Source organism: Rhizobium etli CFN 42, assembly GCF_000092045.1.
Lineage (GTDB): Bacteria > Pseudomonadota > Alphaproteobacteria > Rhizobiales > Rhizobiaceae > Rhizobium > Rhizobium etli.
Genome location: NC_007766.1, coordinates 357193 through 378508, shown reverse-complemented (window position 1 = coordinate 378508; position 21316 = coordinate 357193). Strand labels below are relative to the sequence as shown.

Below are 21316 nucleotides of genomic sequence, written 5' to 3'. Positions count from 1 at the left end.
CGCTGCCCGCGCGCGGAAGCCCGACGCCCGCCAGCTCATGTCACGGTCACGTAGATCTTGCGTACTGTCTCGATGGTCTTCCAGACGCCGATGAAGCCCGGCTTCATGACGAAGCTGTCTCCGGCTTTGTAGACCACCGGTTCTCCGCCTTCCGGTGTGAGTTCGACCAGGCCGGAAAGGATATGGCAGAACTCGAATGTCTCGCCCTTGATCGAACGCGTCTCACCGGGCGTCGCCTCCCATATGCCGGTATGGACCGTGTCTGCGCGAGCAACATCCTGCGCCCAGGTCTTGAAGGTGGGGTTGCCCGCGATCAACCGCTCGGGGAGGGGACCGGACTCGCGCGGCGCTTGGGACGGGTTGGTATCGATCGTCTTGAGCAGGGACATGGGTTTCCTTTCCAGGGTGCAGATTTGTAGTGAGATAAATCAGTAGCCGCGGCCGCGATCGACCAGCCCGATCGGGTCGAGGCCCGCCCGGTGCCGTTTGATGTTGCCGATCACCGCCGCCGCCGCGGGCTCGGCTTGAGTGACGCTGGCAATATGCGGCGTCAGCAGAATCTTGGGATGATTCCAGAAGGCATGGCCCGGAGGCAGCGGCTCCGGATCGGTAACATCGACCACGGCGCCGGAGAGATGTCCGGCGTCAAGCGCAGCGACGAGCGCCTGATGATCGAGCTGGGCGCCGCGACCGACATGAGCGAGTGCGGCACCAGCGGGAAGCCTTGCGAAGAGCTCGGCATTCAGGAAGCCCCGCGTCTCCTCCGTCAGCGGCAGCATGCAGACGAGAATATCGGTGGTGGCAAGCAGGGTCTCGAGTCCCTCGCCGCCGCTGAGGCATCGAACGCTGTCGATCGCGCGCGGAGCGCGGCTCCAGCCGGACAGCGGCAAACCGAATGGGCGCAAACTCTCAAGCACCGCCCTTCCCAGCATTCCGAGCCCGAGCACGCCGACGCGGCGTTCTGCGGCCTGAACGGGTGCGATCGGTTGCCAGATCCCGCGCCGCTGCTGGTCGAGATAGGCCGGCAGATCGCGATGGAGAGCGAGGACCGCCAGCGTCGCATATTCCTGCATCATTTTGACGATGCTATCCTCGACCATGCGCACTATCTTGACCGGAGCCGGCACGGCGTCGATGCGAAACTGATCGATGCCGGCGCCGATCGAAAACAAGATTTCGAGATTGCGGTAGCGGGCGAGATCATCCGGCACAGTCCAGGTGATTAGGTAGCGCACCGCCTCCGGTTCGACCGATTCCGGATCCATGGCGAAGGCAATGTCGGGCAGTTCGCGCGCGAAGGCCTCGGCGAATATAGCGCCGCGCTTCGCATCGGAATTGAAGAGAAAGGTCATTGCATCGGCTCCTTGATCTGACGGTCAGGCGATGCAACGTCGGGCGAGTGCCTCGATCATCGCCTGGCAGGCCAGGAGTTCGTTCGCGAGGATGAATTCGTCCGGTCGGTGAGCACGGGCGATATCGCCCGGCCCGCAGATGATCGCATCGATGCCTGCGCGCTGGAAAAGACCGGCCTCGGTGCCGTAGCTGACGGCGGCGAGTGGCTCGACACCGGTGAGTTCGCCAAGCAAGCGTGCAAGCGGCGCATCGGCGGCAAGCGACAGCGCCGGATAGGCGCTGAGTTCGCGCCATTCCGACTGAAAGCCGCGTTGCCGCAGTGCGTCGGCCATCGTTCGCAGCGGCGCCAGCAGCGTGGCCGGGTCGATTCCGGAAATAGCCCTCGCCTCGAACTCGGCTTCGCAGCTATCGGGAATGATGTTGACCGCCTGGCCACCCTTCAATGTGCCGACCTGGAGGGAGGAATAGGGCGGTTCGAAAACATGTTCGAACGGACCCTGCGCCAGCCGTTCGGCTTCGGCGCTGGCGCAAACCAAGATGTCGGTCATGGCATGGATTGCATTTAGTCCCCGGTCGGGGCGCGAGGAATGGCCGGACCGGCCTCTGACCGTCAGCCGAGCGGCCGCCTTGCCCTTGTGCGCTCGGATCGCCCGCATGCCGCTCGGTTCGCCGATAATCGCGCCGAGCGGAGGTGCACAGAGCTCAGGCAGGCGGGCGATCATGTGCGGGACCCCGCGGCAGCCTGCCTCCTCATCGTAGGAAAGAGCGAGGTGGATGGGTCGGCGGAGTTGTGCCGCCGCGAGTGCCGGGACGGCGGCAAGCACGACGGCGAGAAAGCCCTTCATGTCGGTGGTTCCGCGACCGTAGAGGCGGTCCGTTTCGGCGCGGAGACGGAACGGATCGCTGCTCCACCCGCCTTCCGTGGCGGGAACGACGTCCATATGGCCGGAGAGGATGTAACCCGGCGTCTCCCTTGGACCTATCGTTACGAAGAGGTTCGACCGGTCGCCCTCGGGGCCGGCAATCTCCGTGACGACAATACCGTGCCTTTGCAGGTAATGCCTGATCCACCCAACGATCTCGCCGTTCGGCGTGCCGACGACCGAGGGAAAGCCGACCAACCTTTCGAGGATTTCAATTGCCTGCATGAGCTTCCTCGCATCGCGGGATATAGAATTGCACCGGCCCACTCGCGGTCAAAGGTACGGGCGGCGGTCGGGATCTGGCCGATGACTGTAGAGACCCGGCCTGGCTTTATTTGCCGAAACTGCACTGGATTTGGACGATTGTTGTGTTTGCACAGGCTTCGCCAGTGAATTGTGTCGCGCGATCCGTCCTAATCTCAACGAAGGGTTTCCGTGCGCAGCTTTAAGGGTTGGCCGGACAACGCCGCAGGAGGGCGGGAGTGAGTGCACTGACATCCGAATCCAGGTTGGTCGATAGTTTCGAGACGCGCATAACCGGGATCGACAGCGTCGATCTCGACAAGCTGCATGCGCTTTCGATGTCCGTCGCCTGGCCGCATCGCCGTGAAGACTGGCAATTCCTACGCGAATTCGGCCAAGGCATTGCGGCTATCGATGAAATCGGGCGCATCCTGGGCTCCGCGATGTGGTTTCCCTATGATGATCGGTTCGCCACAATCGGTATGGTCATCACCTCGCCGCGCCTGCAGGCCAATGGTGCTGGGCAGTGGCTGATGGGCCACGCGCTCGACCAGGTTGCCGGGCGTAATCTTGGGCTGAACGCGACGCGGGCGGCGCGACGCCTATATCTGTCCTTGAACTTTGTTCGTGAGGCGCCCGTCTTTCAATGCCAGGGCGAAGCGATAGCGCCACCGGATGTGGAGTTGCCGCCCAGTGTCGCGATCCGACCCGTGGAAGCTGAGGATCTGGAGGCGATCGTGGAACTGGATCGCCTTGCCTTTGGCACGGACCGCACGCTACTTCTGACACAGCTCATGGCACATTCCAAAGGCGTCGTTTTGGTTCGCGCCGGCCGGATCGAGGCCTTTTCGCTTTGCCGACGGTTCGGGCGCGGCCATGTCATTGGTCCGGTGGTGGCGAGCAGCGACGCAGACGCAATCGCGGTCGTCCATCCGCATGCGCTCGAGCATACGGGGTCATTCCTACGCCTCGATACGCGCGAGAAAGTCGGGATATTTGCCGATTTTCTCTCCCGCTGTGGCCTTGCTGTCTTTGACTTCGTGACGACCATGTCTCTGGGCGACCCTTGGCTTCCAAGTCCGGGAGGTCAGGTGGGGCATCGGCCGAAAACCTATGCGCTCGTCAGCCAGGCGCTCGGCTGACGGGAATTAAGCGCCGGGATAAATGGGCATGGCGGCCGAAGCCTTGATACGTTCGGCTTCGGTCGGAAGGAACGATATTGCCACAGGCCTTCCGCCGTTTCCCGCCGGTATACGGTCTCGAGCCAGAACACCGTGTCATCGATCGGCTGAACAGGATGCCAGGCATACCACTCCGACCAGATCCTCTCTCGCCGCTCGATATTCATCGCCTCTCTCCCCATTCTTGAAGCGATCCGCTTCGAAATATTCAGCAGGAGAGAATTATATTGCGAAACTATTCTGTCGCGAAGATCGTTTTTGGCGCCGCGAGAAGTTGCTCAGCCAATTGTCTCACCGCCGCTTGCGCGGACAAGACGGCCGGGTACTCAGCCAATCGAGCGCAGCCCGAGATAGGCGGCCAGGCTAACGGCAGAAAGGGCGATCGTCAGCCTGGGTCGGGCGTCGTCGAACATTGCCGCCAGCAAAAGGCAGAGCATCAGGACCATGGATTTGGCCCAGAGATTCTGATCGGAGATGGTGAAGGCGACTGTCGCCAGAAACACCGCGCTTGCGACGATCGTCACGGGAGCGGATTTCTCGGCGAGATCGCCGCCGGGAAAATACGGCAGAAGAAAACGTCGCATGCTGAGGCCTGAAGCGACGCTCAGAAGAAGGCAGGTCAAAACAAGGTGCAGCATATGGTCGGCGCCGGTCATTCTACAGATCAGCCTAGAGACGCAATCTCCATGCCAGCCTCGAAACGCGCTGCAGTGGAGACGATGCAGCGGTTTGCGTGGCTATTTCGGCGGCGTCTCGATCTTTTTTTTGGCAATCATTCGGCCGTCTGGCCTGCAGATGGCACGGACATTTTCAAGTGAAGGTCGAGCCCGGGAGCCTTCACGCACTGCCCCGAGTCCGGGTTTTTGCCTGTGCCTAAACCCGCTTGAGCTCGGGTTATGATTTTTATATAGAGAACAATGACTCGCTTTAATTCCCGAAAAGAGATTTTTCATTGGACCTTTCGTCGATCGAGATATTCCTCGCCGTCGCCAGCGACCGCAGCGTTACCAAGGCCGCAAAGGCAGTCGGTCGGGTGCCGTCCAACGTGACGACACGCATCCAGCAACTGGAGGAGGACCTTGGCGCTTGCCTGTTCAGCCGCGACGGCAAGAAGATGACGCTGACTCGGGAGGGCGAGACGTTTCTCACCTATGCCAACCGGCTGATGGCGCTTGCGCTAGAAGCGCGCCGGGCCGTGCGGCCTCTCGCCCCATCGGGAACATTACGGGTCGGCACGATGGAAAGCACGGCGGCAAGCCGCCTGCCGGCGGCGCTGACGCAATTCAACCGGATGTGGCCGGATGTGTCGCTGCATCTGACAATGGGGGCTTCTCGCGATCTTGCCCGCGATGTTCTGGCCGATGTGCTGGATTGCGCGCTGATTGCCCGCCCGCCGGAGACGATGCGCGAGGAGGATTCGGATTTCGATGCCGAACTCATGGCGCTGGAGATGGAGACGGTTTTTGTCGAAGATCTGTTGATCGTGCTGCCATCCGGCCATCCCGCCATCAACTCCGCGGCCGACCTGCGGGTCGGATCGCTGGCAGCTTTGGAACCCGGCTGCACCTATCGCCGGATTGCCGAAAACTGGGCGCGCAAATCGAACACCCTGCCGACGAGCGAGCTCGGTTCCTACCACGCGATCCTGGCGAGCGTTGCGACTGGGAATACGGCGGGCGTGATGCCCAGGTCCGTTCTCGATCTCATGCACTGGCCGACCGCCGTTCATACCCATCAGCTCGGGCCGGTCGAGACCCTGCTGGTCTATCGCAAGGACAATTGCCCCAGCGCTTTCAGGGCCTTTCATGAAGTGCTTGGCGCAACCAAAGGCAGAGAGGTCAGGCTGGCGGCGAACTAGCTCCTGCCTCTCTTCCGTCACCCCCAGATTATCCTCACTCATAATTGGTCTTCGCATGCAGTTTCCCGTTTCACCGAAAGTGGGGCCGAGCCGTATCCGCCGCTTTCGCCTGTTTTCGCCGATCCTGGCCGGCGCGACATTAAGAGAACGATTGATCGCCTGTTTCGGCGCCTTGCTGGGCATCGGCCTCACCGGCGTCATCAGCGGCTATCTGTTTGGCCAGGGGCCGCATCTTCCATTGATCGTCGCGCCGATGGGGGCGTCGGCGGTGCTGCTTTTCGCAGTGCCGGCAAGTCCGCTGGCACAGCCGTGGGCGATCATCGGCGGCAATACAATTTCCGCTCTGATGGGCATCATTGCCGCCTATTTCATTCGTGATCCGATCATCGCAACGGGTGTCGGCGTTTCGCTGGCCATCGGCGCGATGTCGTTCACGCGATGCCTTCACCCGCCGGGAGGGGCTGCGGCACTCACCGCCGTGCTCGGCGGTCCCGTCGTCGCCGGTTGGGGGTTCCTCTTTCCCTTCGTGCCGGTCGCTTTGAACTCCTGCATTCTCGTGGGGCTCGGGCTGCTGTTCCACAAGCTTTCCAGACGGAACTATCCGCACGTCGTTCCGAAGCCGGCGGAGAACACCCACCAGACGATCGATCCGCCATCCGCCGCGCGGGTGGGCTTTCGCGAGGAGGATGTCGATGCCGCCCTCGAGGCGCTCGACGAAACGTTCGATATCGATCGGGCAGACCTCGGAAGATTGCTGCAGCAGGTCGAACTGCAGGCAGCCATCCGATCAAACGACAAGATCAGCTGCGCCGATATCATGTCGCGTGACGTGATCGCCATCGGCGAGACCTGCGAGCCGGACGCCGCGCGACATCTTCTTTTGAAGCATAATATCCGCACCCTGCCGGTGAAGGATCCGGAAGGCCGCCTGGTCGGCACTGTCGGCTTACGTGAATTGTTTGGGGGCGGCGATACGATTGCCCACGCGATCTCCAAACCGGCAGTGGCGAGAGCTTCAGATGCTGCCCTGTCGCTGCTGCCGGTTCTGACGGACGGGTGCACCCATGCCGTCATCATTGTCGACGACGACCACCGGATCCTCGGCCTGATATCGCAGACCGACCTTTTGAGCGCCGTGGCGCGGCTGCTGCCGAACGACGGCGACACGATCGCTGCCGTGGCGTGAAACGTGCGGAGTGGCTGGGATTTCCGCTGGCCCGCCACGGCCGCCGAAGGCGACAAGCCTTCGTCCTCAGCCCTTCCGATATGATCACGGCTATGACCTGAAACGGATGCGGGACGCGCTCGTCATCGATTCGTGCCGGCGCCGTCACTGAGCAATCGGCTGCCCTCCGTCCGTCTCAAAGAGGCCGCGGGCCGCCTGGACCATCGACTGCAGATGATTGGGATCGCGCACGCCCTGTCGGTAGAGCTCGATGATGATGCTCGCCATCCGTTCGGCTTCGTCGCTGTCTCTTGCCACTGCGTAATCGGCGCTGAGCTTGTCGAAGACGTGTTGGCAGGTTTCGAGATCGCGGGAGTCCAGCGGCACCTGCGATCGGCTTAGGATCGTTTGAACCATCTTCATTCCCTCGGAAACGGCCCGCCCGGGGTCTCCAGGCGAGCCTGCGACCCTGTCTTAAAAGTCCATACCGGCGCCGGCCGGCATTGCCGGAGGAGCATCCTTCTTCGGCTTCTCGGCGATCATCGCTTCCGTCGTCACCAGCAGGCCGGCGATGGAGGATGCGTCCTGCAGCGCGGTGCGAACGACCTTGGCTGGATCGATGACGCCCTGCGCGTAGAGATCGCCGAATTCGCCGGTCTGGGCATTCCAGCCATAGGAGAAGTCGCTCTTCTCGCGCAGCTTGCCGACAACGACCGAGCCTTCCGCGCCGGCGTTTTCGGCGATCTGGCGAGCCGGGGCCTCGAGCGCACGGCGGACGATTTCGACGCCGACGCGCTGGTCGTCATTGGCTGTCTTGATATTGTCGAGCGCCTTGACCGCGCGCAGCAGCGCCACGCCGCCACCGGGCAGGATGCCTTCCTCGACCGCTGCCCTTGTTGCATGAAGCGCGTCGTCGACGCGATCCTTCTTCTCCTTCACCTCGACCTCCGTCGAGCCGCCGACGCGGATAACGGCAACACCGCCGGCGAGTTTGGCAAGACGTTCCTGCAGCTTCTCGCGATCGTAGTCGGAGGTGGTCTCTTCGATCTGGGCCTTGATCTGGGCGATGCGGCCCGAAATCTCCTCCTTCGAACCGACGCCGTCGATGATGGTGGTGTTTTCCTTCTCGACCGTGATCTTCTTTGCCCGGCCGAGCATATTGAGCGTCACATTCTCAAGCTTGATGCCGAGATCTTCGGAGATGACGGTGCCGGCGGTGAGGATGGCGATGTCTTCGAGCATGGCCTTGCGGCGGTCGCCGAAGCCGGGCGCCTTGACGGCAGCGATCTTCAGGCCGCCGCGCAGCTTGTTGACGACGAGGGTAGCAAGGGCTTCGCCTTCGACATCTTCAGCGATGATGAGGAGCGGCTTGCCGGACTGAACGACGGCTTCGAGGATCGGCAGCATCGACTGCAGGTTCGACAGCTTCTTCTCGTGAATGAGGATATAGGGATCCTCGAATTCGACCCGCATCTTGTCGGCATTGGTGACGAAATAGGGACTCAAATAGCCGCGGTCGAACTGCATGCCTTCGACGACCTCGAGTTCGGTTTCGGCGGTCTTGGCTTCTTCAACGGTGATGACACCGTCATTGCCGACCTTTTGCACGGCCTCCGCCAGGAAGCGGCCGATTTCGGCATCGCCGTTGGCCGAGATCGTTCCGACCTGGGCAATTTCGGCATTATTCGATATCTTGCGGGCGTTGGCCTTCAGTTCTTCGACGATAGCACTGACGGCAAGATCGATTCCGCGCTTCAGGTCCATCGGGTTCATGCCTGACGTAACGGCCTTGGCGCCCTCCTTGACGATCGCCTGGGCAAGAACGGTTGCGGTCGTGGTGCCGTCGCCCGCGATGTCGCTGGTCTTCGAAGCGACTTCGCGGACCATCTGCGCACCCATGTTTTCGAACTTGTCTTCAAGTTCAATTTCCTTGGCGACCGAAACGCCGTCCTTGGTGATGCGCGGCGCGCCGAAGGACTTGTCGATCACCACGTTACGGCCTTTCGGACCGAGCGTGACCTTTACGGCGTTTGCCAGGATGTCGACACCGCGCAGCATTTTTTCGCGGGCTTCGACGCTGAATTTGACTTCTTTAGCAGCCATGTCCTCACTCCTTCATCGGCAGCTAGCGCATGTCGCCAAGTGTACAGCGGTTTTGCGAGAACGACATGCGTAGAAATTAAGATCCAAAGCGCGAGGAGCGAATCTCAGAGACCGCAACGCGCTTTAGCGTTGACTTCCGACTTGATGGACTCAGGCGGCCTCTTTCCGCTCGCTCTGAGCTTCGATGATACCCATCACGTCGCTTTCCTTCATGATCAGCAGGTCTTCGCCATTGATCTTGATCTCGGTGCCAGACCACTTGCCGAACAGGATGCGGTCGCCGACCTTGACGTCGAGCGGCTGGATCTGGCCGGCATCGTTGCGTGCACCGGGGCCGACGGCAATGACCTCGCCTTCCTGCGGCTTTTCCTTGGCGGTGTCGGGAATGATGATGCCGCCCTTGGTCTTTTCTTCGGAATCGACGCGGCGGACGAGAATGCGGTCATGAAGCGGTCGGAACGACATGTCTTCCTCCATAGACAAACAATGGCAACGGTGTTGGCGCTGGCTGGACCGGATTGACGAGATCCGGACGGGTGCAAGTCGCGCGCCTGCGCGAATGATCTGGTTCGAGCGTTTTTCGATTTCAAGAGGAGCAGGTGAAAAATTAGCACTCTCTATCGACGACTGCTAACAGCTCTCCCGGGAACAGAAGCCCGGCTCCTGCGTTCGACATAATGACGATGGTCGTCCCCCTCGTTTCGAAGGCGAGTTCAAAGCGCACATGGCTTGAATCCGGATGTCGGCGTTCCTAGCTCTCAGGCGATCGAGGCTCGATGAGCTCGATCACCGTCGCACGTCTTTAGGAGTGAGTGACATGGAAGAGAAGACTAATATAATCAAAGACCTTAGTATCGAGGAACGCGAGGAGATCTTCGTCGACATCGCGCGCACGCTCGAGGATACGGCGCGTGAGGCTCTTGTCGAGGGCAATACACACTTCGCCGTGCTCTCAAACAACATGGCCGAAGCAATTCGCGTCAATGCCGACGAACTCGCCCGGGACGATCCCGAGAATGCCGAGCGCGTGTTGCTCCAGGCAACGGCTATGATCTCGCAATTCGAGGCAGTGCACCCCTATCGCATGGTGAGCATGGCCGTTCACTGATTGCCAGCAGCACGGTTTGGCTCGAACGCCCGCTCGAATCAATTGCCAGCATGCGGAACTCTCGCGGCTGGTGGTGGTTATTGGATCACAGCATCGAGAGGTGATCCATGACCATTTCCCCAACCAACATGTCACCCGAGAGCGGAACCGACGATGCGCGCTCCTTCGATACGCGGCAAGCCGAGGCCGATCGCCAGACAGCATTGGAAGCCGCCCGACGCAACGCGCGTTCGACGTTGGATCGCGATGGGGGCACTGAGACCCCAAGCCTGAAACTGGCGAAGGAGTATCTGAGCCTGGGTGGGCGCCGCCGGTCCAAGATCGACGACAACATTACGAAAGTTCGCCAATGGGAGAAGGATCCGCCGGAGGCCGAACGCTTCTGGAAAGAGCGGGTGGAAACGCTTTCAGACAATGAGCGCAAGCAGGTGGAAGATTTTCTTCCCACCATCAACTGGCCTTGAAAGGCAGCCGCTTGGCTCGTTCTCGCACGATGTGTTCGAACGCTCCGAAGCAGGAGAATGCGTGAGATCAATCCGGCAATGCAGCAATGCATCGACAATTGCCTGCGTTGCTACGGCGCTTGTCTTCGCACGGCCATGAACCACTGCCTCGATGCAGGTAGAAAACGTACTGAACCCGCGCATTTCAGGTTGATGATCGCCTGCGTCGAAACTGGAGAAGATCATGGCCATAGACAAACACGAGCAGATACGGCGGCGCGCCTATGAAATCTGGGAAGCCGAGGGCCGCCCTGAAGGTTCGGACCTGCGTCATTGGATGCAAGCTTGCGACGAGCTGGCTGGCGAAGACGAGAATGAGACGCTGCAAGACCTGCTTGATCAAGACGACAGAGATGATGCGGCCTTGCTTCAAGGAGCCGGGGAAAGCGGTGACCTCGACCCGCCGGGAGCCGACCTTGGTCAAGTTGCCGGCGCGACGACGCCCGATATCGAGATAACAACGGGGGAGAAACCTTCCCGGCGAAAAATCAGAAGAACCGAAGGACCGTAACCGCCATGCAGCATCTCGACCATGCCATTCAAATCGCCTTAGAGGCGCATGAAGGGCAGGTGGACAAGACCGGCCGGCCGTTCTTCGAGCATTGCCAGCGGGTCGCGCTTCTCGTGTCGGGCGATGAGGGGCGAACGGTCGCCTATCTTCACGACGTCGCTGAAAAAGGCAGTGGCTGGACGCTCGACAGATTAAGGGAGGAAGGCTTCCCGCCGGCGATCATCTCCGCGGTGGATGCCTTGACGCGGCGGCCCGAGGAGCCTGACGACGAATTCGTCAGACGCGCCACGTCGAATCCGCTGGCCCTGTCAGTCAAACAGGCCGACCTTGAAGACAATCTCCGACAAGCTGAACAAGCCGGCAAGAAAACTGAAAAATACCAGCGCGGTCTGGATCTCCTGCACGACATCCGGAACCAACGCTAGGTCTGATCGTGTGACGCCGAAATCTCGAGGAATGTCCTACCGCGCGTCCTCTTGCATCACCTGATATTTTTCCGCATCGCCCGCAACCGTTCTTCAACCATGCAACGCGGAGCACCCTGATGCCGACCTGAGATGAGGGGCGTGTTAACCGGTACGACTTATAGTCGCGTCCATGTGGATGAACGGGGGAACGGTCGTGTCCGGCGAACTGCACACAATCTTTGCAATGGATGGCACGTTAGAATGCCCGCATGGTGTCGGCGACGACCTTGAGCGACATGGTATCGTGCTGCGCGTTCACTGCGACCGAGCTGAGCTTCACGAATGGGCCGCCAAGCGACCGCAGCCGGAGCTTATTCTGCTGGACGCCCAGTCGCGGGAGGGAGGTGGTCTCGAAGACTGCCGGCGTCTCAAAGCAAACCCCCTAACGCGTGATATTCCGATAATCATCATGGTCTCGCCGGAGGGCGAGGAGAGCCGGATCGAAGGGCTTGCCGGCGGTGCGGTGGATTGCGTTTCCAACCTTGTCTCCGCCGCGGAGCTCGTCGCCCGCATCAAGCGACATATCGAGCTCGGCGCAGTCCACGCGCGCCTGCAGCGGCGCAACGAACAACTCGACACGGCGCTTGCCAGCATGGGACAAGGCGTCTGCCTGTTCGACGAGGCCGGTCGGCTGCTGCTTTCAAACGATCGTTATGCCGAGGTCTACGGACTTGATCCCTCCGTCATTCATCCGGGACAGTCGCTTGAAGACATCCTCAACCTGAGGCAAAGGGTCGGCGCCGTTCCCGCCACCTCGACCTCGGAATATCTCGCCTGGGCCGAAGCGACCAATAAGGGCGATACGCCTCGGGATTGGATCAAGGAACTCAAGTCGGGCCAGATCATCCGTGGCTATCATCAGCGCACGTCGGACGGCGGCTGGGTATCGACCCACGAGGATATCACGCAGGCTTGGCAGGCTGAAAAGGCCCTTGCGAAGGCGCATGTCCAGGCAGAACGCGCCGAGCAGGAGGCGCGCGCGGCGCACGCGCGTCTTCTGGCGGCTTTCGAAGTCGTCCCGGAAGGTCTCGTCCTGTTCGACGAGGAAGACCGCTTCGTCCTGTGGAACCAGAGATATGAGCAGCTTTACGCCGAAAGTGGCGATATGCTCGTGAAAGGCATGCGCTTCGAAGACCGCCTGCGTGCTGGCCTCGAACGCGGCCAATATCCGGAAGCAGTCGGGCGCGAAGAGGAATGGCTGGCGGAGAGGCTGGCCCATCATGCAAAGCCCACCAGCAAACACGAGCAGCGCCTACCCGGAAACCACTGGATACGGATCGAAGAACGCCAGATCTCCGAAGGCGGTAGCGTCGGCATACGTGTCGACATTACCGACCTCAAGATGCAGGAGGCGTCGTTCAGGCTGCTGTTCGAGGGCAACCCGATGCCGATGTGGGTTTACGATCATGAAACGTTGAGGTTTCTCCACGTAAACCAAGCCGCCATCGATCACTATGGTTATCGTCTGGAGCAATTCCTGACGATGCGACTATCCGACATCGAGGCGCAGGAAACCAATCCGCCGGAGGCCGTCGTTTTCGATCTCGAGGATACCGCGTCGTCCCGCTCTTCCCGCCATCTCAAGGGAGATGGTACGGCCATCGAGGTGACCGTCTATTCCACCTGCTTGAACTACAAGGGCAAGGCGGCATCGCTGATGGCTGTCGTCGACGTCACCGAGGCCAAGCGCGCCGAAAAGGCATTGCTGCAGCACCGCGACACGCTTGAAGAGATGGTGCGCTCCCGCACGGTCGAACTGGCGCGGCAGACAGAAGAACTCGAACGGATGCTCGAACAGGAAAAGCAGATCAACGAATTGCAGCGACAGTTCGTCTCGATGGCGTCGCATGAGTTCCGCACCCCGCTTGCGGTGATCGACGGCGCGGCGCAACGGCTCATTCGGCGCAAAGAGGCAGCGACGCCGGAGTTTCTTTGCGAAAAAGCCGATCAGATCCGCAGCTCGGTTTCGCGCATGCTTGAACTGATGGAAAGCATTCTTGCCGCCGGGCGGCTGGATCATGGCCGGATCACCATCGTGCACAAGCCGTGCTCGATTGCCGAGATCATCGGAATCTGCAGCGCGCGCCAGGAAAGCATCCGCCGGTCGCATCGTTTTTTACTCGACCTCGACCGGCTTCCCCCGACGATCTTCGGCGATCATCCTGCGCTCGACCAGGTCTTCAGCAATCTCTTCTCGAACGCCGTGAAATACGCGCCTGATGCCCCGAACGTCCACGTGACTGGATGGCAGGACGGGACAAGCGTCTGCATCACGGTCCGCGACGAAGGTATCGGCATCGACACCGATGACCTCCCGAAGATGTTCCAGCGATATTTTCGCGCCAGAAGCTCCACGGGCATCGCCGGCACCGGCATCGGCCTCAACCTCGTCAAGCAGATCATCGAGCTCCACGGCGGCACGATCGAGGTGGCAAGCAGCCGCGGCAACGGCACGACCTTCACGCTGCGGCTTCCGATCGGCGCAGAGATATTGGATGAACTGCGCGTTGCTGGCGCCCGGTAGGCGGGACAAAGATCGTCAGTAACGGCGGCCTTCATCCCGCCATTCGCGCAATTCAGCTTGCGTCGTGGACTGACGAGGGATGCGCTGCGCCTTAATTTCGGCGATCAGCGTGTCGATATCGTTCTTGCTGCGAACTCGAGAAAGGCGAGCAACCGGCTTGGTGCCGCGAGAGATGATGACCTCTTCGCCGGCTTCGACCTTCGCCAGCAATTCAGATAGACGAGCCTTCGCTTCAGCGACTTTGACTGTGATCGCCATAACGGTTTCTCCCCTTGTTTGCATCTCTCGTCGAGCCAGTGCGAGCTATGTTAGCAGATACCGCATCATCCCCCAAAGGTTCAAAGAATTGACGACGATTTTTCTCCTTCGACATGGCGAGACCGTCTGGAATGCGGCAGGTCGCTTTCAGGGGCAGAAGGATTCCCCACTTACTGAAAGAGGGCAGCAGCAGGCGGATGAGGCGGGTAGGCGTCTTGCTCGCGAGCTTGAGCGGCATCCGGGTCAAATCGATGTTCATGTCAGCCCGTTGGGCCGCACGAAGGAAACAGCGGCGCGCATTGCGCGATATGTGCCCTTGCGCAGCCGCGACGAACCGCGATTGATGGAAGTGACGATCGGCTCCTGGGATGGCATGAGCCACTATGAAATCCACATGGAATATCCGGGCATGCTCGAAGGCGCCGATGCTTTTAACTGGTTCTTTCGATCGCCGGATGGAGAAACATTCGATGCAGCTTGCGCCCGCATAAAGGAGTGGCTGTCGCAGCTTCGCTCGACCACGATAGCCATATCTCATGGACTGACGGGGAGACTGATACGAGGTATGTATCTTGGATTATCAAGGGAAGAAATGCTAGAACTACCGGTGCCGCAGACCGGATTTTATCGGCTTCAGAACGGCCAAGCCCAATACATCGAATAATTCTCCTCGGCCAGATCGTCGCGTCGAGCTGACGCCGGCACTCAGCGATCAAGAGCTTGAGGCGATCGAGGCGTCGCAGATGCAGCCGGGTCTTAGTCATCTAGATGCCGACTTTTGAATGACAAGCACATCGCTGACGGACCGAAAGTCCTCTGACTTCTGCTATCCCTGTCTCTTACCCTTCAAGCACCTACGGCCGAAGAGCAAAGGCCGGCACACGAACGCCGTTCTCGCCGATATCTCGCTCCACCTCCTCAAGATCCGGGCATGCCGGCGGATTTCCCAGTGCCTCTGCCCAATCCGCCCAGTTGGGCAGCGCCATCGCGGCCGTCACGAGCACAGTGGTGCCAGGGCCGATTTCTCCGCGCAGCTGTGGCAGCAAGGTCTTGGCGTGGATCAGGTTGGTGTTTGGGATCGGGCTCATGGCGTGGCCGGCCCTCAGGTTCGGCGATAGGTCGACGATCCCGCTGACATCGGTCTGCCCGTACCAGACGGCCCTGCCTTCGCCCTGTTCGGATCGATCGGCATTGAAATCGGCGCGTTCGATCGCAAAACCACCCTCTATGGTGCTGAGCGCACGCGGCGTGGATATGCGGTGAATGCGGATGTGCCAGGGCTTTGCGGGAATGAGCCATGTCTCGATGCTGACGTCCTGCCAGGGGCGCCAGCGCGAGTAGAGCCGGTCGCCCGCCATCAGCGCTTCTTCGAGGGTTTCGCGCATGCGGAAGTGGACCCCATCGTCGGAAAGGCCGAGCATGCCGTCGAAGCTGGCGGCGGCAAAGTTCCGGTCGTCGGCCTCGATGTTGAAGGCGTAGCGGGTGGAATAGACAAATTTCGAATATTTCTCGTTTGCGCCGCGCATCTTGTCGTGTTGCTGGCCGGAGGAAAACACGACCACATTTCCCGGCGTGTGCATGGCGACCATGCCGGCCGGCTTCAGTGCCACCGGCTCGGGGAAATCCGGCTGCGGCGCCTCTTCGGCGGTCCAGAACGAATGGTCCTGAGGAAGAGCGAGCGGCAGGAAGAATTTCAGCGCCCAATAGGGTGAGCCGGGCGAGTTGTAGCTCTCGCTCATCAGCAGGTTCGGATAGCCGTAGCCGATCGCGAGAACGCCGTCGCGGTCGGCGATCGGCAATGCCGACCACCAGCGGATATGGCGCATGTAATAGCCCTTGACCTCGGCCCAGGGCAGCGCTTCGAGGCCGGCAAAGGCAAGGGCCCCCCAGAAGCCGCCGGCCGCGAAGCGGTAGGTCTGGCTGCGGCCGAAGGCAAGGGCGGCGCCATCGGGGCCGAACCAGTGGCGGATATCCCGGGCGAAGATTTCGGCGCGATCGCGGAACCGGTTCTTTCGCGCCTCGTCGCCGCGCGCCAGTACCGTGTAGATCAGGCCATAGAAATGCATGGCGAAGGGAATGTAGTGGTCGACCCGCCGGACTGGTCCGTCACGATACCAGCCTTCGCCGATGTCGAAAGCTTCCAATTCATCGAGATAGGCGGCGGTTTTCGCCATGTCGAAAGCGACACCGACGCGCTCCAGTCCGAGGTCGATCAGGACGCGGAAGAATTTCCAGTTGTTGTCGATGAATTCCAGTTCGCGCGCTGCAAGAAGATAGGCGGCGACGGTCCTTTTTTCGCCATCGCTCAACGGTTCCCAGATGTGTTCGGGCACCAGCGCCAGGGCGAAACCGACGGCGGCGAGCTCGACCAGCCGCTGATTACGGTCGGCCAAATCGCCGCAATATTCGGGATGCGCAGGATTGGTCCCATTCGCCAGTCCGCGTCGATAGAGGTTCCAATGCGGGAAGTGGCCGCCGCCGGCAGCAAGGGGAACGATGCCCCAGAGCGGCCGCGCATAACCTTCGAGATCCGCCGCCGCCCGGTCGAAGATCGCGCCGGCAGCGCCGAGGCGGACGCGGGCGCCGCCTTCGGAAAAATAGGGCAGGAGCGGCTCGAAAAGGTCGATGACGGCTTTTGCCAGATCGTCGCGCGTCTTCAGGGGATTGCCGGAAAGTGGGTTGGCCCTGCTGGGATCGTAGATCATTGTCTGCTCTGATTTTTCTAAAACAGGTCGGCCGCGGCCATGTGCTGGTCCGCGGCCGCCGGTATCTCGCGAGACTTACTTGATGGCCTTCACGCCTTCGGTCATTTCCTTCAGCCCGTCATCGACGGAGGTGTTGTCGGTCATGATCGCGTCATGGGCGCGGTTGAGCACCACCTCGATCTTGGCGGCGTTCGGATTGACGGCCATTTCCAGGTAGGCTTTGGCCGGTATCAGCGCTTCCTTGCTGGCCTCATCCTGCGGGAAGCCGGGCGTCGATGCGATCTTGGCACTGACGTCGGCGGTCTTCAGCGCCGGGAAGGTGCCGGTCGCCGCGACGACGGCCGCGCCCTCGGGGCCGGCGACGAACTTGATGAAATCAAGCGCGGCATCCTTGTGCTGGGAATTGGAGTTCACCGCCAGACCGGAGATCTGCGCGGCCGTGGTGCCGGCCGGCACGCCATCGGGATGCGGGAACTTCACGATGCCCCAGTTCTTGCTCTTCGATTCACCCGATTTGACTTTGGCGATCTGGGTGCCGACGAACCATGTGCCCATCGGCAGCATGCCGATCGTGCCGTTGAAGAAGAGCGCCGAATAATGCGTGTTCGATGTCTTCAGGAAGGCATAGGAGGGGATGGCGCCATCCTTCTGCAGGGTGAGCGCGCGCTCGTACCAGGGCTTCAGGAAAGCGTAGTCGCCATCGACGAGCGTATGTTTTCCGTCGAGGATGCCGGGCAGCTGGACGGTGGAGCGCCAGGTATGCAGCAGCGCGCCATAGGTCTTGTTGGTGCCCATGCCGCCGGCAAGCTTCTCGGCGGTCTCGTCGAACTGCGCCCAGGTCATGTCATTGGTGGGATAGGGCACGCCCGCCTTGTCGAAAATGTCCTTGTTGTAATAGACGATCCAGAAGTCGGAGCGGAACGGCAGCGAATAGATCTTGCCGTCGATGGTCAGCTCCTCGATCAGGCCGCCATAGGGTGCCGGATCGATCTTCTGATCCTTCACGAAGCCGCTGAGATCGGCAATATTGCCGGCGCGCACGAGATTGGTATAGCCCGGTACGTCCTTGATCGTGACGATGTCGATATCCTTCGAGCCGCCGGTCAGCTGCGTCGAGATCATCTGCTGATAATCCTGCGAGCCGAGATCCATCGGCTCGAACTTCACGTTCGGATGCTTGGCCTGATAGGCCTCGATCAGCGGCTTGTAATAGGCTGTCTTGTCCCAGTCCCACAAAGCCCATTTCAGCGTCACGGCCTCCTGAGCAAGTGCTGCGCCTGCCGTCGTCGCGGCCAGAGTGAAACTTGCCACGGCAAGTTTCACCCTCCTCCCGAAATTATCCAAATACATTCCTGTTCTCCTTCCCTGGATTAGTTATTTATGAAGCGTCTCTTGCATGCGATTTGCAGTGCGTCGGTAAGTCCAGAACCATCTCCGCCGCGCGATGTACGGCGAATGCGACAGCGAACATTCCGAGCGAGAAATTGAAGGTCGCCGGCATGAACACGGAGACCGGATAGAAGAGGATATGCGCCAACCACAGCGCTGCGTTGAAGCCAAGCGCTGCAAGTGCCGGCAGCGGGCAGGCGACGGAGGCGAGCGCTGCGAGGCGAAGGAGCCGCAGCGCCGGCAGGTCGCGCATCACCATAAGAACGATGAGATGGCAGGCGGTGACCGCGAGGAAAGCGGTCGCGACGAGCGCGATCGCGAGCGGTGCGGCGAGCATCAGATTGCCGCGCGCGCCGGCTGCATAGGTGGCAGTCGCATGGACGCCGATCGCAAGCGCGCTTGCCAAGGCCAGGCCCCAGGCGGTGGCGCGCCAGAAGTAGCGCAGGAAGGCTTCGGTGAAGTCACGCAGCAGATAGGTATTTCGATCTTCGACGAAGGCCACCGAGACGCGGGCCATGGCGGCGAGTGCCGCCGGCAGCGTCACTACGAAGAGCGAGGCCAGGATGAACAGGATGTTGAGCTTGACCATCTCCCACCATTCGCGAGCGAGGATGTCGGCGAACAGGGCAAAGCCGGTCTTTGCAGGCGCATCCTTTGGAATGCCCGGCCCCTCCTTCGTCCACATGTCCCGCAACCACTGCATGGCCGTCTCCCGCAGGCGCCTCAGTAAAGAATCGAGCGTTCCGTTTCCTTGTCGAACAGCTGCGCATTGCTCATATCGGCGACGAGGCTCGCCTCCTCGCCGATATCGGGCCGGAAGCGCGGCGACACTCGGGCGATGAGATTGCGGCCGCCGGCCACCATGTTCAGGTGCACCTCCGAGCCCATCGGCTCGGCAAGCTCGACCACTGCCTTCACGGGCGCGAGATTTTCGGCCGGGATGTCGGCCGGCGGCAGTTCATGGAAATTCTCCGGGCGGATGCCGAGCACCAGCTCGCGGCCCTCATAGGGCGCGATCCTGCTCTTGTCGAAATGAACGGGCAGCGGCAGCTCCCGGCCGTCGAAGATGGCGACGTAGCCGTCACCCCGGCGCTGAATGGTCGAGGGCAGCATGTTCATCTGCGGCGCACCGATGAAGCCGGCGACGAACATGTTGACGGGGCGGTCGTAGAGGTTCTGCGGCGTGTCGACCTGCTGGATGTGGCCGTCCTTCATGACGACGATCCGGTCGGCCATCGTCATGGCTTCCACCTGGTCGTGGGTGACGTAGATGAAGGTGGCGTTGAGGCGCTTGTGCAGCTTGGTGATTTCCGAGCGCATCGTGCCGCGCAGCTTGGCGTCGAGATTGGAAAGCGGCTCGTCGAGAAGGAAGACGGCAGGATTGCGCACCATGGCGCGGCCGAGTGCGACGCGCTGGCGCTGCCCGCCCGAAAGCGCTTTCGGCTTGCGGTTCAGGAGATGGGTGATGTCGAGGATCTTGGCGGCGTCCTGCACCTGCTTATCGATGAAATCGCGCGACACTTTGCGCAGCTGCAGGCCGAAGGCCATGTTCTTGTAGACGGTCATATGCGGGTAGAGCGCATAATTCTGGAAGACCATGGCGATGTCGCGGTCCTTGGAAGGGACATCATTCATGACGTCGCCGCCGATCCGGAGTTCGCCGCCCGAGATTTCCTCGAGGCCGGCGATCATCCTGAGCGTGGTGGATTTGCCGCAGCCGGAGGGGCCGACCAGGATGATGAATTCCTTATCGGCAATTTCCAGATCGATATCGTGGACGACGGTAAGCGCGCCGTAGGATTTGTTCAGCTCTTTAAGCGAAATGCTGGCCATCGGGTTCTCCTGACCTCACCAATAGGAAGACCAGCGGCGCGAAAGGCGCGTCAAAGCTTCCATGTAATAATAATCTCCCCAGGAGACGCATTCATCGACGCCCTCACCGCGGCAGGTGTTGAAGGGCGATTTCTTCGAATAGGTGGCGTGCAGCACCAGGCCGTTTGAAACCGCGGGGTCCTTGACCGCATAGTGGTCGGCAAGGCTCTTCACCATGCGCCGCGCCAGCACACGGTAGCGTTCGGCGGCTTCGGCCTCGACGAGATCGGCCATCTCGAGCAGGCCGCAGGCGGTGATCGAAGCCGAGGAACTGTCGCGCGGCTCGCCGTCGCCGTCCGAAAAGACGAGATCCCAATAGGGCACCATGTCGGCCGGCAGCCGGTTGAGGTAGAAGGCGAGCAGCCGGTCGAAGGTCTGGCGATATTCCTCGATCCGCTCGTAGCGATAGGAAATCGCCATGCCCGCGATGGCCCAGGCCTGTCCGCGCGCCCAGAAACTGTCGTCCCGGTAGCCCTGTTTGGTGGCGCCGCGCACAGGCGCGCCGGTGACCGGGTCCATATAGAAGGTGTGATAGGTGGAATCGTCCGGCCGCACCGAATGGGCGAGCGTCGTGCGAGCGTGCGTGAGCGCGATCTCGCGGTATTTCGGGTCGCCCGTCTCGCTGCTGGCCCAGTAGAGAAGCGGCAGGTTCAGCAGGCAGTCGATGATGTAGCGGTATTCCTCCGGTCTGCCCTTGCGGCCCCAGGCTTGGATGAACTGGCCGATCGGCTGGAAGCGCTCGATCAGTTGGTCGGCGGCCAGGATCGCCGCCTTGCGGCCGTCCTCGTCGCCGACGAGCTTCCAGGCGGCGATGCAGGAGGGCGAATAGAGAAAGCCCATGTCGTGATGATCGGTCTCGATGCGGTTGACGATCCGATGCAGGAAGGACTGGACCTGGATCTGCGCGGCATGCCGGAACACCGGATCGCCGCTATGCTCGAAGGCGAGCCACAGCTCGCCCGGCCAGAAGCCCGCCGTCCATTGGTCGTTGGCGACGGCGGGATAAAAGTTGTTGACGCTCGAATGGTTCTGCGCGGCATAAGTGAACTGAGGAAGGTTGCGCCTGACCTGCTCGACGGCAAGGTCGAGCGCGGCATTCACTTGCTTATCGGTGATCGGCTGCGGGGCGACTGTTGAAACGGCATTCATGGCT

Annotated in this window: 22 protein-coding genes and 1 pseudogene; 9 read left to right on the top strand and 14 right to left on the bottom strand. The window is 61.1% G+C overall.

What is annotated here, in order from left to right; genetic code table 11:
- Positions 1 to 35: 35 nt before the first annotated feature.
- Genes RHE_RS28185 through argE form a run of 3 tightly spaced genes read right to left on the bottom strand, consistent with a single transcriptional unit; the run spans position 36 to position 2501 of the window.
- Positions 36 to 389 carry a cupin domain-containing protein gene (locus RHE_RS28185; RefSeq protein ID WP_020919594.1) on the bottom strand — a complete coding sequence of 118 codons (354 nt, stop codon included), beginning with the start codon at positions 387 to 389 and terminating at the stop codon, positions 36 to 38.
- A 39-nt stretch (positions 390 to 428) separates the two neighbouring features.
- Positions 429 to 1352 carry a 2-hydroxyacid dehydrogenase gene (locus tag RHE_RS28180; protein WP_011428643.1) on the bottom strand — a complete coding sequence of 308 codons (924 nt, stop codon included), beginning with the start codon at positions 1350 to 1352 and terminating at the stop codon, positions 429 to 431.
- A gap of 24 nt (positions 1353 to 1376) precedes the next feature.
- The gene (gene argE / locus RHE_RS28175) at positions 1377 to 2501 is read right to left on the bottom strand and encodes an acetylornithine deacetylase (protein WP_011428642.1); all 1125 of its coding nucleotides are present in this window, start codon (positions 2499 to 2501) and stop codon (positions 1377 to 1379) included.
- A 257-nt stretch (positions 2502 to 2758) separates the two neighbouring features.
- Here argE and RHE_RS28170 point away from each other — a divergent pair, with 257 nt between their 5' ends.
- Entirely contained in the window at positions 2759 to 3661 is a 903-nt protein-coding gene (locus RHE_RS28170; protein ID WP_011428641.1) for a GNAT family N-acetyltransferase, read from the top strand.
- Between the two features lie 6 nt (positions 3662 to 3667).
- Here RHE_RS28170 and RHE_RS34620 read toward each other — a convergent pair.
- Positions 3668 to 3882, bottom strand: a pseudogene (locus RHE_RS34620) (hypothetical protein).
- Between the two features lie 144 nt (positions 3883 to 4026).
- Positions 4027 to 4338 carry a hypothetical protein gene (locus tag RHE_RS28165; RefSeq protein ID WP_011428640.1) on the bottom strand — a complete coding sequence of 104 codons (312 nt, stop codon included), beginning with the start codon at positions 4336 to 4338 and terminating at the stop codon, positions 4027 to 4029.
- Between the two features lie 314 nt (positions 4339 to 4652).
- Between RHE_RS28165 and RHE_RS28160 the strand changes: the two genes are divergently transcribed.
- A complete protein-coding gene (locus RHE_RS28160; protein ID WP_011428639.1) occupies positions 4653 to 5558 on the top strand; it encodes a LysR substrate-binding domain-containing protein in 906 nt (301 codons plus the stop codon).
- 55 nt (positions 5559 to 5613) lie between these two features.
- Positions 5614 to 6744 (top strand): HPP family protein, encoded by a 1131-nt coding sequence (locus tag RHE_RS28155; RefSeq protein WP_042120003.1) that lies wholly within the window; start codon positions 5614 to 5616, stop codon positions 6742 to 6744.
- A gap of 144 nt (positions 6745 to 6888) precedes the next feature.
- On the opposite strand, the gene RHE_RS28150 is transcribed toward RHE_RS28155, so the two are convergent.
- The 3 genes from RHE_RS28150 to groES all read right to left on the bottom strand — a co-directional run bounded on the left by RHE_RS28150 (position 6889) and on the right by groES (position 9291).
- Positions 6889 to 7140 carry a hypothetical protein gene (locus RHE_RS28150; RefSeq protein WP_020919600.1) on the bottom strand — a complete coding sequence of 84 codons (252 nt, stop codon included), beginning with the start codon at positions 7138 to 7140 and terminating at the stop codon, positions 6889 to 6891.
- Positions 7141 to 7197: 57 nt separating this feature from the next.
- A complete protein-coding gene (gene groL, locus RHE_RS28145; protein WP_011428637.1) occupies positions 7198 to 8826 on the bottom strand; it encodes a chaperonin GroEL in 1629 nt (542 codons plus the stop codon).
- 150 nt (positions 8827 to 8976) lie between these two features.
- Positions 8977 to 9291, bottom strand: coding sequence for a co-chaperone GroES (gene groES / locus RHE_RS28140; RefSeq protein ID WP_011428636.1), 315 nt, complete (start codon positions 9289 to 9291; stop codon positions 8977 to 8979).
- Between the two features lie 352 nt (positions 9292 to 9643).
- Here groES and RHE_RS28135 point away from each other — a divergent pair, with 352 nt between their 5' ends.
- The 5 genes from RHE_RS28135 (at position 9644) to RHE_RS31305 (ending at position 13939) form a co-directional block, all read left to right on the top strand.
- Positions 9644 to 9934, top strand: coding sequence for a hypothetical protein (locus tag RHE_RS28135; RefSeq protein WP_011428635.1), 291 nt, complete (start codon positions 9644 to 9646; stop codon positions 9932 to 9934).
- Positions 9935 to 10041: 107 nt separating this feature from the next.
- Positions 10042 to 10398: a hypothetical protein gene (locus tag RHE_RS28130; protein ID WP_011428634.1), complete on the top strand. Its 357-nt coding sequence runs from the start codon at positions 10042 to 10044 to the stop codon at positions 10396 to 10398.
- A gap of 223 nt (positions 10399 to 10621) precedes the next feature.
- Positions 10622 to 10948 (top strand): DUF2934 domain-containing protein, encoded by a 327-nt coding sequence (locus RHE_RS28125; protein ID WP_011428633.1) that lies wholly within the window; start codon positions 10622 to 10624, stop codon positions 10946 to 10948.
- 5 nt (positions 10949 to 10953) lie between these two features.
- Positions 10954 to 11373: an HD domain-containing protein gene (locus RHE_RS28120; RefSeq protein WP_011428632.1), complete on the top strand. Its 420-nt coding sequence runs from the start codon at positions 10954 to 10956 to the stop codon at positions 11371 to 11373.
- A 196-nt stretch (positions 11374 to 11569) separates the two neighbouring features.
- On the top strand, positions 11570 to 13939 hold the full coding sequence (locus RHE_RS31305) for a PAS-domain containing protein (protein ID WP_406867031.1): 2370 nt from the start codon (positions 11570 to 11572) through the stop codon (positions 13937 to 13939).
- Between the two features lie 15 nt (positions 13940 to 13954).
- Here the strand turns inward: RHE_RS31305 and RHE_RS28110 are convergent, their stop codons facing one another.
- On the bottom strand, positions 13955 to 14197 hold the full coding sequence (locus RHE_RS28110; protein WP_020919605.1) for a type II toxin-antitoxin system Phd/YefM family antitoxin: 243 nt from the start codon (positions 14195 to 14197) through the stop codon (positions 13955 to 13957).
- Positions 14198 to 14285: 88 nt separating this feature from the next.
- On the opposite strand from RHE_RS28110, the gene RHE_RS28105 reads away from it, so the two are divergent.
- On the top strand, positions 14286 to 14861 hold the full coding sequence (locus RHE_RS28105; protein ID WP_042120002.1) for a histidine phosphatase family protein: 576 nt from the start codon (positions 14286 to 14288) through the stop codon (positions 14859 to 14861).
- Between the two features lie 190 nt (positions 14862 to 15051).
- Here RHE_RS28105 and RHE_RS28100 read toward each other — a convergent pair whose 3' ends face one another.
- From RHE_RS28100 to RHE_RS28080, 5 genes are all read right to left on the bottom strand, one after another.
- The gene (locus tag RHE_RS28100; RefSeq protein ID WP_011428629.1) at positions 15052 to 16902 is read right to left on the bottom strand and encodes a DUF2264 domain-containing protein; all 1851 of its coding nucleotides are present in this window, start codon (positions 16900 to 16902) and stop codon (positions 15052 to 15054) included.
- 75 nt (positions 16903 to 16977) lie between these two features.
- Positions 16978 to 18252: an ABC transporter substrate-binding protein gene (locus RHE_RS28095; protein ID WP_011428628.1), complete on the bottom strand. Its 1275-nt coding sequence runs from the start codon at positions 18250 to 18252 to the stop codon at positions 16978 to 16980.
- 28 nt (positions 18253 to 18280) lie between these two features.
- Positions 18281 to 18994, bottom strand: a complete 714-nt coding sequence (locus tag RHE_RS28090; protein ID WP_011428627.1) for a YesL family protein — start codon at positions 18992 to 18994, stop codon at positions 18281 to 18283.
- Positions 18995 to 19014: 20 nt separating this feature from the next.
- Positions 19015 to 20124, bottom strand: a complete 1110-nt coding sequence (locus RHE_RS28085) for an ABC transporter ATP-binding protein (RefSeq protein WP_011428626.1) — start codon at positions 20122 to 20124, stop codon at positions 19015 to 19017.
- 15 nt (positions 20125 to 20139) lie between these two features.
- Positions 20140 to 21312, bottom strand: coding sequence for a glycoside hydrolase family 88 protein (locus tag RHE_RS28080; protein ID WP_011428625.1), 1173 nt, complete (start codon positions 21310 to 21312; stop codon positions 20140 to 20142).
- Between the last annotated feature and the right edge of the window lie 4 nt (positions 21313 to 21316).